The organism is Selenobaculum gibii, from assembly GCF_030273445.1.
GTDB classification, from domain to species: domain Bacteria; phylum Bacillota; class Negativicutes; order ICN-92133; family ICN-92133; genus Selenobaculum; species Selenobaculum gibii.
This window is the reverse complement of sequence record NZ_CP120678.1, coordinates 668,413-686,417: the sequence shown is the minus strand read 5'-3', so window position 1 is coordinate 686,417 and position 18,005 is coordinate 668,413. Positions and strand designations below refer to the sequence as shown.

17 protein-coding genes and 1 riboswitch are annotated in these 18,005 nt (G+C 36.5%); of the genes, 1 reads left to right on the top strand and 16 read right to left on the bottom strand.

What is annotated here, in order from left to right; genetic code table 11:
• Positions 1 to 45 precede the first annotated feature (45 nt).
• The 3 genes from P3F81_RS03195 to P3F81_RS03185 form a co-directional block, all read right to left on the bottom strand.
• Positions 46 to 1,185, bottom strand: a complete 1,140-nt coding sequence (locus P3F81_RS03195) for an ABC transporter permease (RefSeq protein ID WP_147667656.1) — start codon at positions 1,183 to 1,185, stop codon at positions 46 to 48.
• On the bottom strand, positions 1,166 to 2,278 hold the full coding sequence (locus tag P3F81_RS03190; RefSeq protein WP_147667655.1) for an HlyD family secretion protein: 1,113 nt from the start codon (positions 2,276 to 2,278) through the stop codon (positions 1,166 to 1,168). Before P3F81_RS03190 ends, P3F81_RS03195 begins: the two co-directional genes overlap by 20 nt.
• A gap of 189 nt (positions 2,279 to 2,467) precedes the next feature.
• Entirely contained in the window at positions 2,468 to 2,953 is a 486-nt protein-coding gene (locus P3F81_RS03185; protein ID WP_309320617.1) for a MarR family winged helix-turn-helix transcriptional regulator, read from the bottom strand.
• Positions 2,954 to 3,165: 212 nt separating this feature from the next.
• On the opposite strand from P3F81_RS03185, the gene P3F81_RS03180 reads away from it, so the two are divergent.
• Entirely contained in the window at positions 3,166 to 3,750 is a 585-nt protein-coding gene (locus P3F81_RS03180; protein ID WP_309320616.1) for a hypothetical protein, read from the top strand.
• A gap of 33 nt (positions 3,751 to 3,783) precedes the next feature.
• Here the strand turns inward: P3F81_RS03180 and pflA are convergent, their stop codons facing one another.
• The 13 genes from pflA to P3F81_RS03115 form a co-directional block, all read right to left on the bottom strand.
• Positions 3,784 to 4,530: a pyruvate formate-lyase-activating protein gene (pflA, locus tag P3F81_RS03175; protein ID WP_147667653.1), complete on the bottom strand. Its 747-nt coding sequence runs from the start codon at positions 4,528 to 4,530 to the stop codon at positions 3,784 to 3,786.
• The gene (pflB, locus tag P3F81_RS03170) at positions 4,517 to 6,751 is read right to left on the bottom strand and encodes a formate C-acetyltransferase (protein ID WP_147667652.1); all 2,235 of its coding nucleotides are present in this window, start codon (positions 6,749 to 6,751) and stop codon (positions 4,517 to 4,519) included. Before pflB ends, pflA begins: the two co-directional genes overlap by 14 nt.
• 226 nt (positions 6,752 to 6,977) lie before the next feature.
• A riboswitch (ZMP/ZTP riboswitch) is annotated at positions 6,978 to 7,059 on the bottom strand.
• Positions 7,060 to 7,125: 66 nt separating this feature from the next.
• Positions 7,126 to 7,761, bottom strand: coding sequence for a L,D-transpeptidase family protein (locus tag P3F81_RS03165; protein ID WP_147667651.1), 636 nt, complete (start codon positions 7,759 to 7,761; stop codon positions 7,126 to 7,128).
• 20 nt (positions 7,762 to 7,781) lie between these two features.
• The gene (locus P3F81_RS03160; RefSeq protein ID WP_147667650.1) at positions 7,782 to 8,525 is read right to left on the bottom strand and encodes an SDR family NAD(P)-dependent oxidoreductase; all 744 of its coding nucleotides are present in this window, start codon (positions 8,523 to 8,525) and stop codon (positions 7,782 to 7,784) included.
• Positions 8,525 to 9,226 carry a response regulator gene (locus P3F81_RS03155; RefSeq protein WP_147667649.1) on the bottom strand — a complete coding sequence of 234 codons (702 nt, stop codon included), beginning with the start codon at positions 9,224 to 9,226 and terminating at the stop codon, positions 8,525 to 8,527. Before P3F81_RS03155 ends, P3F81_RS03160 begins: the two co-directional genes overlap by 1 nt.
• Before the next feature lie 77 nt (positions 9,227 to 9,303).
• Positions 9,304 to 9,579 carry an HU family DNA-binding protein gene (locus P3F81_RS03150; RefSeq protein WP_177505240.1) on the bottom strand — a complete coding sequence of 92 codons (276 nt, stop codon included), beginning with the start codon at positions 9,577 to 9,579 and terminating at the stop codon, positions 9,304 to 9,306.
• 100 nt (positions 9,580 to 9,679) lie between these two features.
• Entirely contained in the window at positions 9,680 to 11,140 is a 1,461-nt protein-coding gene (yabN, locus tag P3F81_RS03145; RefSeq protein WP_147667647.1) for a bifunctional methyltransferase/pyrophosphohydrolase YabN, read from the bottom strand.
• Between the two features lie 119 nt (positions 11,141 to 11,259).
• Positions 11,260 to 11,724 carry a Gfo/Idh/MocA family protein gene (locus P3F81_RS03140; RefSeq protein ID WP_147667646.1) on the bottom strand — a complete coding sequence of 155 codons (465 nt, stop codon included), beginning with the start codon at positions 11,722 to 11,724 and terminating at the stop codon, positions 11,260 to 11,262.
• 9 nt (positions 11,725 to 11,733) lie between these two features.
• Positions 11,734 to 11,874: a hypothetical protein gene (locus P3F81_RS03135; protein WP_309320615.1), complete on the bottom strand. Its 141-nt coding sequence runs from the start codon at positions 11,872 to 11,874 to the stop codon at positions 11,734 to 11,736.
• 140 nt (positions 11,875 to 12,014) lie between these two features.
• On the bottom strand, positions 12,015 to 13,610 hold the full coding sequence (locus P3F81_RS03130) for a putative polysaccharide biosynthesis protein (protein WP_147667645.1): 1,596 nt from the start codon (positions 13,608 to 13,610) through the stop codon (positions 12,015 to 12,017).
• Positions 13,611 to 13,700: 90 nt separating this feature from the next.
• On the bottom strand, positions 13,701 to 14,270 hold the full coding sequence (gene spoVT / locus P3F81_RS03125; protein WP_147667644.1) for a stage V sporulation protein T: 570 nt from the start codon (positions 14,268 to 14,270) through the stop codon (positions 13,701 to 13,703).
• Positions 14,271 to 14,368: 98 nt separating this feature from the next.
• Positions 14,369 to 17,662, bottom strand: a complete 3,294-nt coding sequence (gene mfd, locus P3F81_RS03120; protein ID WP_147667643.1) for a transcription-repair coupling factor — start codon at positions 17,660 to 17,662, stop codon at positions 14,369 to 14,371.
• Between the two features lie 88 nt (positions 17,663 to 17,750).
• Positions 17,751 to 18,005, bottom strand: a complete 255-nt coding sequence (locus P3F81_RS03115; protein WP_147667642.1) for an anti-sigma-F factor Fin — start codon at positions 18,003 to 18,005, stop codon at positions 17,751 to 17,753.

The window sequence follows — 18,005 nt, the reverse complement described above, 5'->3', positions numbered from 1 at the left end:
GATAAGGGCATGGGAAAAGACATACTGAAACAGATATATTCATATCTATTCTTCAACAGGCAAAACATTTAGATTTTGTTCCCGATAAAATCGAATGCAAAAAAACATAGCAATAATTGCTGTATAAATCATAAACCCACCAAAATCTTGTGCACAATCCATAAACGACGCGCCCCGCAATAAAACATCTCGTGTAAAACGATATACCCAAACTAAGGGAAAAAAGTTAGATAAAAGCTGCGCCCACTCTGGAAGAATCGGAATCGGGCCTGTCATCCCACCGAGAATAAAACCTCCAGGAATAAAAAGAATCATCCGACTTGCTGCAACTCCAGGATTTGCAGCATTCCAACCAAAAAGCAGACTCATCATCCCTGTAGAAATAACTAATAAAACAAGTGATAAAAGAAAAAGAAAAAAGTTTCCCGCGATCGTTAAATCCCCCACAACTCTCAAAATTGCCAGACCGACGATAATTGCTGTAATAAAGCAGCATCCATAAGGAACAATTCTCAATATTAAAGAAAAGGGAGTTTCTTCATAAAGTTGATGCTCCCACTTTTTCTCTAAGCGAAGCCTTGGCACAAGCCCAATCGTTGCAAAAACAAAAAACATTAGTGAAAAGAACATTAAAAAGCCAAGATTTTCACCATTCGCCGCTGAATCAGCCGGATTAAAAAGTTCTCTATCATGCAAAAGAATACTGCTATCTTGCATCATAGTCCCATTTACAGTCGCAAATTCTTCTATATTTTTTTGATTTTCCATTGCAATAAATTCATTTAATGCAGCTTTTAAATTTCCAGTCTGTGCAGCATTACTTTGGTCATAAAATACTCCAATACTTCCTGACGAATAGGTATAACGATTTTTTTCTAAATCATTTGGTAAATAAATAACCGCTACACTTTTATCGCGATAAAATAAACTTTTAGGTTCCACAGGCACATTGACAACATGTTGAATACCAATATAGGGAGATGCATCTAACCGCTTAATCAACTCTCGACTATATTTTGAATTATCTAAGTCAATTACTGAAACGCTTGCATCTTTGATGTAATTATTGGAAAAAACCATAGAAAAAACAATTGCTACGACAATAGCAACCATCAACGATACTTTTTCATAAGGCATTCCTCGTCCGGAAAAGAAAAATCCCAACTCATCTTTTAGTGAATTCATCTTTTGTCACCTCAACTGTCATGCCCGGCAAAATTCCATTTTCTCGCTCTGTATAAATTCTAACTTGGAATGCAGATAAATCCGCTTGTCCTTTTTCGCGCGTCATTTTAAGATCAGCAAAACCAGGAGCTGGCGTAATAAAGCGTACAGTACCTTCAATATCTTTTTTATCGGCTACAGTTTTTCCAATAACAGTATCCCCTTCGGCAAGCTTTACTGCCTGTTCTTCACTTAAGTAAATATCATAATAGCAACGTTTGCTTTCTAATAAAATTACGGGAACATTCGCTGCAACCATTTCACCTTCTTTCGCCAATACTTTTAATATCTTTCCATCTTCTGATGCCCTAAGAATTAACCGTTCTTTATTTACTTCTAATTCTCTTAATTCAGCCTCTAGAAATTGTTTTTGTCCAATAAGACTTTGAACATCATACTGTTTATTATCCAATTCACTTCTCGCTTGGGTAATAAGTGGTAAATTTAATTCGTCGGTATTTCCTGTATCATTCACACCAGCAAGTAAAGTTGCCAGTGATTGCTCTTCGCGTGCAACATTAGCCTGTGCAACATTTAAATTCATCTGTGCATTATCTAATTCTGATTGGGCAATCGCACCAACTGAAGCCAGCTCAACTTTTCGATTATAGTCCAATAGTTTATTTTCATAAGTTGCTCTAGCAGAATTTAAGGCTTCCCTTTGTTGATCAATTTGACGAAAACTTTGCTTCTCATTCGTATCCGTTTTTGCATAGCCAATTTTAATTGAACCATTTAAAGCATTTATTTGCGCATCAATTTGTGCAATTTGTGCTTTTATTTTTGCAATAGAAAGATCGATATCCGTACTATCTAGCACCATTAGAATATCTCCTTTCTTTACATTTTGCGCTTCCTTTACTGCTTCACAAGTTAAACGCCCGCCTACCGAATCAAAAGCGACTTTTACTTGTTCTGCTGTTAAAATTCCAGCTTTTTTTTCTACAGCTAAAGCAATCGCATCATTTCCTTTATAAAGTAAAATGATTCCTCCAATAAAAAATAAAGACAAAAGTACAATACCCATACGAAATGATTTTTTCTTTAAATCCATAGCTATCCCCTTTTTTATATAATTAGCCGACTAATCAATTAAATAAAATTGCTCCAATATAATATAAAAAATCTATATAAATAATTAGCTAACTAACTATCTATAGATAATAAAGTAGTTTTGATTCAAATGTCGTTTCCACTCCATTTGAATTCTAGTCATTAAATAATAATTATAGGACCTATCATATCAATTTTTCACAATTTTTTTTAATAGCTCAATTAAATTTTCTCGCTCAGTTTCCGAGAGTTTTCCCATTAATTTTGTTATTCTTAAATAATGTCCAGGTAAAATCTCATTCATGAAATTCCACCCCTTCTCAGTTAAACAAACTTTCTTTCCTCTTCCGTCCTCTATATCAGAAAAAGAATAGGTTAGTCCATCTCGTTTCATTCGACGCAGCATTGCACTAATCGTAGCACGAGTCACACCAACTTTTTCTGCTAAACTCGATGGTGTTATTCCTTCTTTCTGCGACTGATGTAGAATGATCATCACATGTAATTTTCCTTTAGACAATTGATAGTTTTTCTCTAAAACATCAATAACTGCATGCTGAATTTCATCCGCAGCCTGCAACACTTCTAGCATTGCAATTACCGCCGAAGGATTAATTTCCGGCATAATCTGAGCATGTTTTTCTAAAACTTTTTTGGATGGAATTGATCTTGTCATGATGGAAACCTCCGGTAAAATAGTTAGTCAACTAACTATGAGTATAGTAAAGTTTTTCTTTTTTGTCAAAGCGAGCAACCCAAATATTTTTCTCCTTTGCTAGAGTAAATTTCGCAATTTTTACGATAGTTGTATTTTCCCATACAATATATTACAATGAATTTAATAAAATACATAGACCATGAATTAAATATAAAAGGAGTGAAAATCCCATGGATGGAATTGTTCAATCTGCTTCTTTATATTCCTCTTATTTCAATCAAAAGGATGGATTGAATAAGAATCAAATCAATGCGCAAAGCGCATCAAAAAATCCTCCTAGTTTTAACGCTAGACAAGAACTTTTAGCAATAGCTTCCGCCCATAATCAGGCGCAAGTCAAACACATTATTGGACGTCTGGGAATCAAACTTAACCAAGCGAAAAAAAATTCCAGCAATTCTAATACCGCACGTCAAATTAAAGTTGTTATGGAAAAAGGCTCAGAAAAAATTAAAAATCTTAAAATTGAAGAAAAGAAAGCAAAACAAATAGCTCTTGCAAAAAGGCAACAAGAAATCGAAAAAGCAAAACAGCAAGAAGAGGAATTAAGACTGCGCAAAACCAATCGCAAAACCAAAGAACTATCCGATGTAAAAAACGCTGATACCAGCGGTGATAGTAATGGTATAGCCCCAGTATCTCTTCCAACTCTATCAGCTCTTGATACTCAGTCAGCGAGCGGAGGCAATGTCAATATATTAACAACATCAGAATCAATTTCAACCGATAGTACAACGAGTGGTATCTCCGTTTAAATAAAAAATCCGCGTGAAAACACGCGGATTTTTTTATTCATAGGCAATTAACATTGAAATATTTTCATTTTCAAGAATTTCACGAACTTTTGCTAAATCCTTTTTGCCCGCTGGATTTACCTCTGACAATTTATACTCCAACTGCAAGTTATCCCATTTATATTTTCCCATAATATGATAGCCTAGCAATTCCACTTTAGCATTGGGAGCAAACCTTTTCAATATCTGTGCCAACGTTTTTATTTCTGACAATGAATCATTCACCGTTGGTACAACGACATATCTTACGATAACTGGAGCATGTAAAGCGGCATATTGCAAGTTTTCTAATATCGTCACATTATCTGTTACCGTTAAATATTTATGCGTATCTATGTTCGCAGCCTTTAAAGAAAATAGAATCTGATCGCAATAGGGCAAAACCTTTTCAAGTGCTTCCTTCGAATAAAATCCAGCCGTATCAAGCGTTGTATGAATTCCTGCTTGTTTACATTTTCTTAAAAGTTCAGCTACAAACTCTGCCTGTAAAAGCGGCTCACCACCACTAATGGTAATGCCGCCATTAGTGGACTGATAAAAAGATTCATACTGCTTGTAATCACTAATGACTTCATCCACGGTTATCGTCTTTTCACCCGCTTGCCAGGTATCTGGATTATGACAAAACGCACAGCCTAGTCCGCATTTTGTTAAAAATAATACATAACGAATACCTCTGCCATCTACTGTACCAAAGGTTTCCTTTGAGTGATAATACCCAACAAGATTAGACTGCGTCATAGAAAGTCCTGCGAATCACTTCTAATTGATGTGCTTTACTCAATTTCACGAAATTAACCGCATAACCAGAAACGCGAATCGTAAGTTGTGGATATTTTTCCGGCTCTTGCATTGCCGCTTCTAACAACGAACGATCAAATACATTGATATTGATATGGTGTCCTTTTAATAAGGAATAACCGTCTAGCAAAGCAACGAGGTTTTTCCTGCGTTCTTCAGCAGTCTTGCCCAAGGCTCCTGGTACGATGGAGAAAGTATAAGAAATACCGTCACGGCAATCGCTATAAGAAATATTTGTTACCGATTTCATCGCCGCCAATGCTCCATGTTGATCACGTCCATGCATAGGATTTGCCCCAGGTGCAAAAGCTTCACCAGCTTTACGCCCGTCTGGAGTAGCTCCCGTTTTCTTGCCATACATAACATTCGAAGTAATCGTAAGCACAGATAAAGTATGCTCTGCATTACGATATGCAGGATGCTTTCTAAGTTTTGTAATAAATTCATGCGTTAATTCTTTTACCATACTATCAACGCGTTCATCATTGTTCCCATACTTAGGGAAATCACCCTCAATTGCAAAATCTTTTGCAATTCCATTTTCATCACGAATTGCTTTTACTTTCGCGTAGCGAATCGCACTTAAAGAATCTACTGCAACGGATAATCCTGCTACACCAAACGCCATCAAACGTTTTACTTCGCTATGATGAAGCGCCATTTGTCCCGCTTCATATGCATGACGATCATGCATGAAATGAATTAAATTCATCGTGTTTACATATAACTCTGCCAACCATTCTAATACCTCAGAATAATTTTTACGCACTTTATCGTAATCCAAATATTCATCTGTCAAGATTGGCATCGATGGTGATAATTGTTCAGCTGTATTTTCATCTTTACCACCATTGATTGCTAATAATAAAGATTTTGCTAAATTTGCCCGTGCGCCAAAGAATTGCATTTGTCCGCCAATTTGCATTGCAGATACACAGCAGGCAATTCCATAATCATCGCCGTAAATTGGACGCATAATTTCATCATTCTCATATTGAATTGCACTTGTATCAATCGAAACCTGCGCACAAAACTTCTTAAAATTTTCCGGTAATTTATCTGACCATAATACAGTTAGATTCGGTTCTGGTGCTGGGCCAAGGTTATATAACGTATGCAAAATACGGTAAGAACTTTTTGTTACCATGCTACGGCCATCTTGACCAATTCCACCGATAGATTCGGTTACCCATAACGGATCACCAGCAAATAATTCGTTGTATTCTGGGGTTCTAAGCATTCTTGCCAAACGAAGTTTAATGACAAATTGATCCATCAATTCTTGTGCTGTTTCTTCTGTTAAAATACCCTTTTTCAAGTCGCGTTCAATATAGATATCTAAGAACGTAGAAACACGGCCAATCGACATTGCCGCTCCATTTTGTTCTTTAATTGCGGCTAAATAACCAAAGTATACAGCTTGGACTGCTTCTTTTGCATTTCTTGCTGGCCTTGCAATATCACAGCCATATTCTTTTGCCATAGCAATCATATCTTTAAGCGCTTTTATTTGCTGAGCAATTTCACTACGGCTACGCAACGTTTCTTCATCCATAGGTTTATCAAATAAAACATCCAAATCACGTTGTTTTTTTTCAATAAGAACATCAATTCCATAGAGAGCAATACGACGATAATCGCCAATAATTCTCCCTCTACCATACGCATCAGGAAGACCTGTAATAATTCCTAATTTACGAGCCTTGCGCATCTCTGGAGTATAAACACTAAATACTGCACTATTATGCGTAGTTGCATGATTCGTGTAAATCTCTTTAATTTCAGGGCTTAGTGTATAGCCATATTCACTACAAGCCTGCTCAGCCATACGTTCTCCACCGTTTACAACAACACCACGGCATAATGGTTTTTCCGTCTGAAGTCCCAAAATCACTTCATTCTCTTTGTCAATGTATCCAGCTTTATGCGATACAATCTTAGAAACTTTCGTTGTATCTACATCAAGAACACCACCTTTTTCGTGTTCAAGTGCTAATAAATCCAGACATTTATCCCATACTCTTTTTGTTTTATCAGTAATCCCTGCTAAGAAATCTGCGTTGCCATCATAAGGCTTATAATTTGCTTGAATAAAATTTCTTACATCAATAATTTGTTGCCATCTACCCTCATTAAAACCTTGCCAATATTCAAAATCCATGAAAACCACCCTTTCCAATCTTAGCTATATTTAGAATACCTTGTTTATCATATAGAAAGACCCCCTGAGCAAAATATAAAACTCCATGCCCAGGCGGTCGAATTCTCTCACCATATAGTTCACGTGATCATCTACCACGCTATATCCGCCAATCCATATTCCATTTCACTTAAAAACTCTTTATTAAAATTGACTCATGGTACAAAAAAACCATCTAAGCATAAACGAAAAATGCCCAGACGGTCGGCTTCTATTTTACAATATAGTCCATGTGGTGCTCCACTTATCCGTCAGTCCTATATTGCCTGTCATATGAATTATTTATTATAACAATTTTGATTATACATATAGCTAATAATATTGTCAAGCAAAATTTAGTACCTGGTAATAATAATTTTAGCACCTGGTTTTAATAGTTGCAAAAACTTTTTCATATATTTTTTTGGAATACTCACACATCCCGCTGTAGGTTCCTTAGTTTCAACATGTAAAAAAACTGCTGAACCAGCTCCTCTCACAATCGGCTGAGTATTATATTCAATTACAATTGCATAAGTATAACTTTCTTTATAATTGCATAAATGTTCCTCTGAAATCCAATCTTTATCAGCAATATCACTTCTCACATATCGATTATAATACTTAGAATTTATATCATCGACCCACACATCTTTTTCATCGAGTTCTTTATAGGGAATTTTTGTTCCAGGATTTTTTTCTACGCCAAAAGCTAAACCAAGATCATATACACCAATTGGCGTTTTCCCATCGCCTTCATGTTTATCCGTCGTTAGCCCATTTCTTCCAATGTAACCGCTCGTCTGCCATTTTTCAATCCAATGACTTTTATTATTTTTTTCATAAAAACCTACTTTAGCCAGCGTCTCTTTTGCCCGCACTAATACAATTTGATCACTTTTATCTAACAATGTACCTGCCTCAACTTCTGTTGCAAAAAATGAAGCGCATATCGCAAATAGTGCTATCTCTTCTGATAAAACCTTCTTCATCAGTCCTCACACCTTTTCTTTTATGCTGTTATTCCACCATCAATACTCCAGGCTGCACCTGTTACAAAAGCAGCTTTTTCAGATACTAAAAAAGCGATAGTTTCTGCCACCTCTTCTGGAGTTCCAATCCGCCCCAGTGGATACACATCACACATCGCTTTTAACTGCATAGATTCATCTACATTTTGAATAAATTGTGCTCGCGTCATTGGCGTATCAATATCAGCCGGACATACACAGTTTACCCGAATACCTTCTGCCGCAACTTCTAACGCTAAAGCCTTTGTAAATAGTGTTACAGCTCCCTTTGAAGCACAATAAGCACTACAAAGATAATTCCCTTTTAAGCCTGCATCTGAAGACACATTAACAATAGAGGCAGTGCCATCTTTCGCAAGTAACGGCAAACATTCCTTACACATAAAATATGTTCCTTTTACATTCGTATCCATGACAGCTAAAAAATCTTCTTCCGTCATATCGCCAATAGATTTTTCAAGATAAATGCCCGCACTGTTCACCAATGTATGTATCTGTCCATAACTTGCATCTATTTTTTTAGCTAACCGCTTGCATTCGCTGACTTTACTAACATCACCAGAAAAGAATGCAGCGTTTTCCCCAAGCAATTTTACTGCCAGCTTTCCCCTCGTCTCTGACCGACCAATGAGAACGATTTGATATCCGTCGCGCAATAAGCATTTTGCAGCAGCAAGCCCAATTCCTGAAGTTCCCCCTGTGATTACCGCAACTTTTTTTTCCATCATTGACTGCCTTTCAAATCTGTAAATCTATAGCCAACACCACGTACTGTTTCAATTGCTTCTGCTAACTGAGATTCAATACTAAGCTTTGCACGTAAATGACGCACATGTACATCTACAGTTCTCGTATCTCCATAATATTCATATCCCCATATTTTATCCAGTAGTTCTTCACGAGAATATGCCCGATCAATATTCGTAATAAACAACTTCAGTAATTCATATTCTTTTGGGGTCAATTCTATCTGTGTTCTTCCAATAAATGTTTTATATGTGCTAAAATTCATTTTTAAATTGCCGACTTTAAATTCACCAACAACTGTCGTATCTTTATTACTCCTTCTGAGTACTGCTTTAATTCGCGCAATTAACTCTCTTGGGCTAAAAGGTTTCGTTAAGTAATCATCCGCTCCTAATTCTAAACCAAGAATTTTATCAATTTCTTCATTTTTTGCTGTCAGCATAATAATCGGAATACTGGATGTCTTTACATCTCCCTTTAATCTACGGCATACTTCCAGTCCATCCAATTCAGGCAACATTAAATCTAAAAGGATTAAATCCGTCTTTAAGCCAACTTCTTCTAATGCACTTTTTCCATTATCCGCAAGTCTTATAATATAACCGGCTTTCTCTAAATTAAATTTTAATAATTCACGAATCGATTGTTCATCATCGACAATAAGGATTTCTTGCTTCATCTTACACGACCCCTCATGATATTATTATCCCAATACACAATAAAAGCCAGATCTCGCGACCTGACTTTTATCATAAATTATGCATTTACAGCGTCTTTAAGACCTTTACCTGCTTTGAAAACAGGGTTTTTCGATGCAGGAATTGTAATTTCAGCACCAGTTTGTGGATTGCGGCCTTTTCTTTCTTCACGTTCTTTAACTTCGAAAGTACCGAAACCAATTACTTGAACTTTGTCATTTGCTACTAAAGCTTCTTCTACGCTAGCAAATAGCGCATTCACCGCTTTTTCAGCATCTTTTTTCGTTAAGCCAGCTTTTTCAGCAACGCTAGCTACTAATTCAGTTTTATTCACAAACATATCCTCCTCATGAAATGATTACGATTAGCTTTATTCGCTGTTTATTTGCCTATTCCTCTTTCTTTTAAAAAATTTTACAAAAAAAACCGTGATATTACATCAAAAATGTGACTTTCGCCTCATTCCAGTACTTATCAAGCTCTTCTAACGCTGTTTCCTTCCATGATTTTCCTTCATCTTTCAACTTATTTTCAATATAAGAAAATCTTTTAACAAATTTATTATTTGTCGAATTTAATGCAATTTCAGCATCTACTTTTAGAAATCTTGATAAATTTACAATTGAGAATATCACATCACCCAATTCTTCTTCTACTTTTTTTGGATCAGACAACGCGATAGCTTCTTTTAATTCTTTAATTTCTTCCTCTATTTTATCCCAAACTGGGGTAATATTATCCCAATCAAAGCCAACTTTTGCAGCTTTATGTTGTAATTTATATGCACGCATTAATGATGGTAAATCTTTTGGCACACCATCAAGAATATGCGTACGTTCTTTTGCTTTTTCTTTGCGTTTAATTTCTTCCCAGTTCAATACAACTTCACCAGCATCACGTACTGTAACATCACCAAAAACATGGGGATGACGACGAATTAATTTTTCTGTAATTCCATCAATCACATCTTGCATCGAAAAAACCCCTGTTTCTTCTGCCATACGTGCATGAAACACAATTTGTAAAAGCAAATCCCCCAACTCTTCACATAAGAGCTCCGCATTTTCAAAATCAATTGCCTCTACTACTTCATATACCTCTTCAATTAGATTTCGCCTTAACGAACGATGTGTTTGCTCAATATCCCATACACATCCGCCGGGTGAGCGAAGTCTTGCCATTACATCCGTAAGCGGAGCTAAATCAAAACATTCTTGCGATTGTTTATACGGAGGAATATAAAGGCTTGTCAAGTGATCAATTCCTGTTTGCCGATCTAATTCATACAATGCTATCTCTATTATTTTTTCATTTGGCAACCCTAAATTTTGAATTAATGTGACTTTAAAATCATCTGGATAAATTTCCATTAAGCTTAATTTTGTATCCGATGCAACTTGACTGTTATACACCTGCGTAATCACAATCCCATTTTCTGTACTACAAACCAATCGATCAATGTCCTTGCTATCAATTACGGTAAGACCTTCAATCGGATCAATTCCTAATCTAACATACAAGACTTCAATAAAACTCATTCCAGCTAAAATATTAACTTTTACCTTTAGTTTTTTACCTAATTCGCGAATCAAAACTACTGTTTTTTCAGCAACCAGCGGACTGCCTGGAACAGCGTATACAATATTTTCTCCGCATTGTGCACGACTTATGCAATCATTTGCAATCGTTTGATAGACCTCTTCAAAGGTCTCTTTTGTATTATACACATAATCATATGAGTTAAACTGAACACCTCTAGCTTGCATTTCCTCCACGGTTGGATGTTTCGCAGTTCTAAGCAAAAGCGTTTCAGCCGATGTTATTTTATCCCACGTTTCCATCGTAATATACCCAAATGATCCCGGTCCAAGTCCAACAATCGTTATTTCTCCCATTTCTAAATCTTGAATTACAAAAGTAATTCATCCTCCTAACCAAAATAAATGCATATTTCATTATATTCTATATAGTTAAAAAATCAAATTATACAATGATCAAGATTAAAAATATTAAACTAAAGATTTTTTTCCGAGTCATAATACATTCCCCATCTGTGCCTAATCTCCGTCATAATATCCATTACATCAAGCGTATTGGTAAGCAGCATATCTTTTTTTCTTGAAATGATTGCTTCTTCCATGTCCTCCATTTCATACTGCAATGCATCTGAGCGCTTTCCAGCAACTATTGTTTCTATGGTTCCCGACGATGTATATACAATTTTCTCTTCATCAGCTCTTGGATATTCCATGATTTCAATATATCCCTTTTCAAAAGCAATCACCGCTCTTTTATGCAATGTTAATGCAATCGTTGCCATCTCGGCTCGTTCATCCACTCCACTTTCAGCAAATCTTATTTGAGAAAGAATTTGCTTAGGTTTAATAGACATAAAATATCTCGCTAATGAAATTGCATACACGCCAATATCAAGTAATGCCCCACCTGCTAAATTTTTATTTAAAAAACGACTTGTCATATCATACTCTCAATAACTGCCAAAATTTAATTGTATCATTCTTACTGCTCCAAGCATCCCTGAAGCTATAAATTCCTTTAGCTTTTTATAAAGCGGCATATGATAAATTGTCATAGCTTCAGCTAAAATTACCCCTTTCTCCTTTGCCAAATTTACTGCTTTTTTTAATTCTGCATTGTTTAACGTAATAGATTTTTCGCATTATGATATAACCAATTTTTTGTCAATTAGAATTAAATAAGGCTGTTAAACGGGATAATCCCTTATAACAGCCTTATTTATCTCTTCTATCAAATTAAGCGCATTTTTTCTAATACTCTACTAACACTTTTCCCAACTTTAGGGATGCTTTCAATCTCATTTTTTGTAACTCCACCAATTAACAAAATAAAAATTGTATAAATAACTCCGCCACTTATGATTGCTCCCATAGTCGATATTGTATTTCCCCAAAACTCTCTCATCAATGCATCATAGGAAACAAATACTGCTATACTCATCATCACCGTTGCCACCATCACTTTAAAAATAGATTTTAATTCAAGAGCTTTACCAACATAACGATAAATAAAAAATAAATTTAACAGTGCCGCTGTACCAAAATCTGCATTTGTCGCCCAAGCAGCACCTTCAATTCCCCATGATGAATTTGCCGTTAGCGTCCAGCTTAAAATCACTTTTACAAATGCTGCAATAATCATATTAATTAAAGGAATCGTCGTATGACCTAAACCTTGTAATATTCCTGTTGTTACTTGCCCAATTCCTAATAAAACAACGCCGAATGAAAGTACAGCTATACAACTGCTAGCATTTGGCGTAGCATATAACATTTCAGAAATTGGCATCGCTAATAAATATAAACCAGCAAAGCTTGGAATCATCAATAAAATTGCCATCCGAAGCGCTGTTACCGTTCGCAGCGTAATCCCATACCGATCTTTAAGCGCCACAGCTTCTGAAATTGCCGGCACAAGACTGGCGGCAAGAGATGCAGTTAAAATTGTCGGCAGATTGACTAATGAAACTGCCATACCTGTTAAATACCCAAAGAGTTCTGTTGCAACTTCAACACTATAACCAGCATTCTCCAATCTTGCTGGAACGATAAATAAATCAATACTCGCCGTAAGCGGCAACATAATATTTGCTAATGATACAGGGAGTGCAAGAATGACCATCCTCTTAATAATAGAATAACTAGACTCTTGCACAATCTCGCGATTTTGCATTTTCAACTGTTCTTTATGTATAATTCTGTGTCGCCAATAATAGTAAAGAAGTACGATTACGCCTGCTGCTGCGCCTGGTGCTGCTCCAAAACTTGCCCCAGCTGAAGCATACGCTAATCCATAGGGCAAAAGTACAATTGCCAAAGCTATCATCACAACGACGCGAATCGCTTGTTCAACAATTTGCGATATGGCCGTTGGTGTCATCATCTGCATTCCCTGAAAATAGCCACGATAACTTGATAAAATCGTAACGAAAAAAATTGCTGGTGCAAGTGCAGCAATTGCATAATAGGCGCGTTCATCACGTACAATCTGTGCATCAACCAGCCATCCCGCTCCATAATACAATAACCAGCTAAAGAACAAGCCTGTTACCATCATCAATTTTAATGATAAGCGAAATATTCTATTTGCTCCTATGTAATCTTTTAATGCTAATTTTTCCGCTGTTAAGATCGAAATAGCTACAGGAATTCCTGCAGAAGATACACTTAGTGCCAATTGGTAAATTGGATAAGCCATCTGATATAAACCTATACCTTCACCACCGAGCATTCTCGATAGAATGATTCGATTTACCGAACCAATAATCTTAACAACGATCCCTGCAATCGTTAATATTAATGCCCCTTGAATAAATCTATGTTTCACACAATATCACCCTCTTTTCGCCAACAACTAAAAAGGGATACTGTAAAATAGATTTTCATTTCTAATTTCACAATATCCCTGCTACAACTTTTACATTGCCATTTGTTTTCCCAAAAATCCTGCGGCTGTTTCCGCTAACTTTAATTCAACATCTCCCATTTTGACATTTGGCTGCTTTGTACAAATGATTACCGCGCCAATTGCATCTCCTTCTACAATGATCGGTGCAATTACTTCGGATGACAATTTAAAATTTTCTATTTCATCATCATCAATGTCAATTGGGCAAATTCTGCCTTTATATTCAATTGGATTATTGATAAGTACGGCTTTACGGTCTTCCATGATTTTTTCGACCAACGTACTTAATCCTTTATTTAAAAATTCCTTTTTTGCCGTCCCCGCCACTGCTACAATTTCATCGCGGTCAGCAATTAAAACGATGTGTCCAATTGATTCGTATAAAGAATCACAATATTCTTTTGCAAAGTCACCTAGTTCATTTACTGGAGAGTATTTCTTTAAAATTACTTCGCCATCTCGATCCACATAAATCTCTAATGGATCACCTTCACGAATCCTTAGGGTACGGCGAATTTCCTTCGGAATAACCACCCTTCCCAAATCATCAATTCTTCTTACAATGCCTGTTGCTTTCAAATATTATCCCCCCTTTTCAACACCTTCTGACATTCGATTCCAATAATAGTATATATCTGCATATTGAAATTTATTCATCGTATTGAAAAGAGATCCTGTTACTTTTTCTTCTCTGTTACGGCTAAAGTAATCAATATTTTCGTCACATATTTCAAAATATTTTTTGCATAATTTTGCGTTAGCCGCATACGAATAATTTCTGGCGGCCCAGGAACAACTTTTATAAATGCTGCAAATAAAGCTTTTAATTTTATTATATTTTCCATCTCTACGTTCGGCACATCGCTAAAAATAAACTCAATCTGCATCGGTTGCTGAATAATAGATTTTAAACCTAAATGCCGCGCAATATTTTTTATGCGCGCAACAGTCAATAAATTCATTACCTCTTCTGGCGGTTCTCCAAATCGGTCAATCAATTCATCTAACAACTGTTCTAAATGCTGTTTATTTCGAATTGCTGCAATACGCTGATATATTTCTATCTTATGCATCGCATCAGCAATATAATCCCCCGGTAAATATGCTTCTATCTTTAAATCAATCATAGGCTCTTCATAGCCTTTCACCGGTTCACCTGTTTTCTCCTCTTGAATTGCCTCTTCTAATAATCGACAATACATTTCAAAACCAACACTAGCAATATGCCCATGTTGTTGTGCCCCAAGCAGATTCCCAGCACCACGGATTTCCAAATCACGCATCGCAATTTTAAACCCTGCCCCAAGTTCAGCAAACTCTTTAATCGCCTGTAATCTTTTTTCTGCAACTTCGGTTAATACTTTATCCGCTTGATAAACAAAGTATGCAAATGCCATATGATTCGATCTGCCAACACGCCCGCGCATCTGATAAAGCTGCGAAAGACCAAAACGATCCGCATCGTAAATAATAATTGTATTCGCATTCGGGACATCAAGTCCATTTTCGATAATACTCGTTGCAACTAAGATATCATCTTGCCCTTCATAAAAATCTAACATAACTTGCTCCAATAGTTCTTCTGCCATTTGTCCGTGTCCAACTTGAATTTTTGCATCAGGAAGCATATTCGCAAGATAATTACTCATCTTATCAATGGTTTCCACACGGTTATAAACAAAATATACCTGTCCACCACGCTTTAGTTCTCGCTTGATTGCATCGCGAATAATCGTATCATTATTCTCAACCACATACGTTTGAACTGGGTAACGTTCTTCCGGCGGCGTTTCAATGATACTCATATCCCTTGCCCCGACAAGTGACATATGGAGTGTTCTAGGAATTGGAGTCGCACTCAACGTTAACACATCTATTCCATGACTCCACTTTTTCAGTTTTTCTTTTTGAGCAACACCAAATCTCTGTTCTTCATCAACAATGAGTAACCCCAAATCTTTAAACCTTACTTCTTGATTTAAAATTCGATGGGTACCGATTAAAACATCGACTTGACCAGTCTCCAGTTTCGCCAGCGTTTCTTTTTGCTCTTTCGCCGTTCTAAATCTACATACAACATCAACTACAGGACCAAAACCAGCAAAGCGATTTTGAAAAGTCTTAAAATGTTGCTGCGCTAGAACTGTAGTTGGTACTAAAACCGCAACTTGCTTTCCACTCATGACCGCTTTAAACGCCGCCCGAATTGCCACTTCCGTTTTTCCAAAACCAACGTCACCACAAAGCAATCGATCCATTGGTCGAGGTTTTTCCATATCAGCTTTAATCTCTTCAATCGCCGCCAATTGATCCGGCGTTTCTTGATAGGGAAAAGCCTCTTCAAACTCTCTTTGCCATGGCGTATCAGCTTCAAAGGCAAAACCAGTCTCCGTTTTTCGTTTTGCATAGAGCTGAATTAATTCCTTTGCCATATCTACAACGCAAGCTTTTGCTTTAGCTTTGGCTTTTGTCCACTCCGTACCACCCATTTTATGCAGACGTGGCACTTCTCCTTCTGAACCAATATATTTTTGCAACAAATGTACTTGATCCGTTGGCACAAATAATTTATCATCGCCGCCATAACGTATATGCAAATAATCGCGATTCATTCCGCCAACTTCAATTGTTTCTACACCGATATATTTGCCGATTCCATGATTTACATGAACAACATAATCACCAATATTAATGTCACGGAAATAGGTTATTTTCTCTCCTTTTGCCGCGCGTGGCAACGCACGTTTTTTCTGCCTGCCGAAAATATCTTTTTCCGTAAGAACAACTAAATTTGCTTGTGGCAATTCAAAACCATTATTTAACGTTCCTAAACAGATATACACAGCCGAATCAACAAAATCAGATTTCCCATCAAATACGATAGATGGTATCTTCTGCTCATTTAAAGAAGCACGCATAGATTCTACTTTCTGTGCACTTGTCATAAATAAAATCGGTTTCATCTTGCGTTCAAGCCAGCCATTAAGCTCACTTACCAATAAATCCATCTGCTTATGATACGGTGTTGCTGCTTTTGCAAGGACACTGATAATTTCGCTTGGCTCTGCATTTGGTGTTTTCTGTAATAATAAAGATAAATACATGACATTATGTTGCTTCGCTAAAGCAATAATTTCATGCCAGTTAAACATATGCTTCTTTAATTCAGGATTTTCTTTCACTAAAGAAGTAATTTGTTCCCGAATACGTGATGGTTCATCAAATATAACCGTCACTTGCTCCTCTAAATATGCCAGAAACATTTCTGGCTTGCCTGTATTATCTGTCTGCATCAATGGCAAAACATCAGCATTCGTAATGTTTTGCAAGGAACGTTGCGTCGTTAAATCAAATTCTCGCAAAGAATCTATCTCATCACCAAAAAACTCCATACGAATCGGCAGTTGACGATTAATCGGAAAAATATCAACAATGCCGCCTCGCGCACTAAATTGACCAATACTATCTACTTGCTCCACACGTTCGTATCCTAGTTCAACAAGCTTTTTTAATACCCTCTCTCGCTCTATTAATAAACCAATAAAAAGCGATAAACTTGATTTTTCAAATTCTTGTTTTGACAAACCTTTTTGTACAGCAGCGGCTGCACTTGCTAAGACAATAATCTTTTCCTTACGAATTAGTCGCCCTAAAACATCCATTCGTTTTGCTGCCAGTGCCATGCTCTTTGCTGCAGCAGAAAAAGTAACCATATCAAGTGCTGGCAATTCTAAAACTGCGGTATCAGGAAGCAACATAGATAAATCAGCCTGCAAAGCTTCTATAGATTCTTTCGTATTTGTTAAAATAATCGTCGTGCGTTGGTTTTCTTTAAAGCAACTTGCTAAAACCATACTTTTCTGCGAGCCTGACAATCCATAAATTAAACTTTCTGCATGATCCTTTGCAAAGCAATTTACCACTTTAGCAATTGATTTGTCTCGCTTAACTAGCTCAAACAGCTTTTCCATTTTTACACCTCACCCATGCCAAAAGGGGCTTTAGCTATCGCTAAAGCCCTATCATATATATGCAAATTTCTCTTTTTTTAGAACTATCTCAATGTAATAAGTTTAGTCCGTTTACCGGAAATGAAGTAGCCTGATCCTGTACATCATCCAACCCCAGTTCTTTAATACATGCATCGCATAACGACTGTACATCCATCGTATCGGATAATGTATCAACACTAATTATAGCTTTCCGTTCATCACCAGTCAAGCAATCAAAGCCAAGCTTTTTTTCATCCACTACCGCTAGTTCAATTTCATCAATATCCGCGCCACAAATTTCACAATGATAACATATTTTCAT

Coding starts and splice junctions, on each gene's coding strand:
- P3F81_RS03160 (WP_147667650.1), bottom strand. CDS start 8,525: ATGGAAAAAAAAGTTGCGGTAATCACAGGGGGAACTTCAGGAATTGGG.
- P3F81_RS03185 (WP_309320617.1), bottom strand. CDS start 2,953: ATGACAAGATCAATTCCATCCAAAAAAGTTTTAGAAAAACATGCTCAG.
- P3F81_RS03190 (WP_147667655.1), bottom strand. CDS start 2,278: ATGGATTTAAAGAAAAAATCATTTCGTATGGGTATTGTACTTTTGTCT.
- pflB (WP_147667652.1), bottom strand. CDS start 6,751: ATGGATTTTGAATATTGGCAAGGTTTTAATGAGGGTAGATGGCAACAA.
- P3F81_RS03165 (WP_147667651.1), bottom strand. CDS start 7,761: ATGAAGAAGGTTTTATCAGAAGAGATAGCACTATTTGCGATATGCGCT.
- P3F81_RS03155 (WP_147667649.1), bottom strand. CDS start 9,226: ATGAAGCAAGAAATCCTTATTGTCGATGATGAACAATCGATTCGTGAA.
- yabN (WP_147667647.1), bottom strand. CDS start 11,140: ATGGGAGAAATAACGATTGTTGGACTTGGACCGGGATCATTTGGGTAT.
- P3F81_RS03195 (WP_147667656.1), bottom strand. CDS start 1,185: ATGAATTCACTAAAAGATGAGTTGGGATTTTTCTTTTCCGGACGAGGA.
- pflA (WP_147667653.1), bottom strand. CDS start 4,530: ATGACGCAGTCTAATCTTGTTGGGTATTATCACTCAAAGGAAACCTTT.
- P3F81_RS03180 (WP_309320616.1), top strand. CDS start 3,166: ATGGATGGAATTGTTCAATCTGCTTCTTTATATTCCTCTTATTTCAAT.
- P3F81_RS03115 (WP_147667642.1), bottom strand. CDS start 18,005: ATGAAAATATGTTATCATTGTGAAATTTGTGGCGCGGATATTGATGAA.
- P3F81_RS03140 (WP_147667646.1), bottom strand. CDS start 11,724: ATGACAAGTCGTTTTTTAAATAAAAATTTAGCAGGTGGGGCATTACTT.
- mfd (WP_147667643.1), bottom strand. CDS start 17,662: ATGGAAAAGCTGTTTGAGCTAGTTAAGCGAGACAAATCAATTGCTAAA.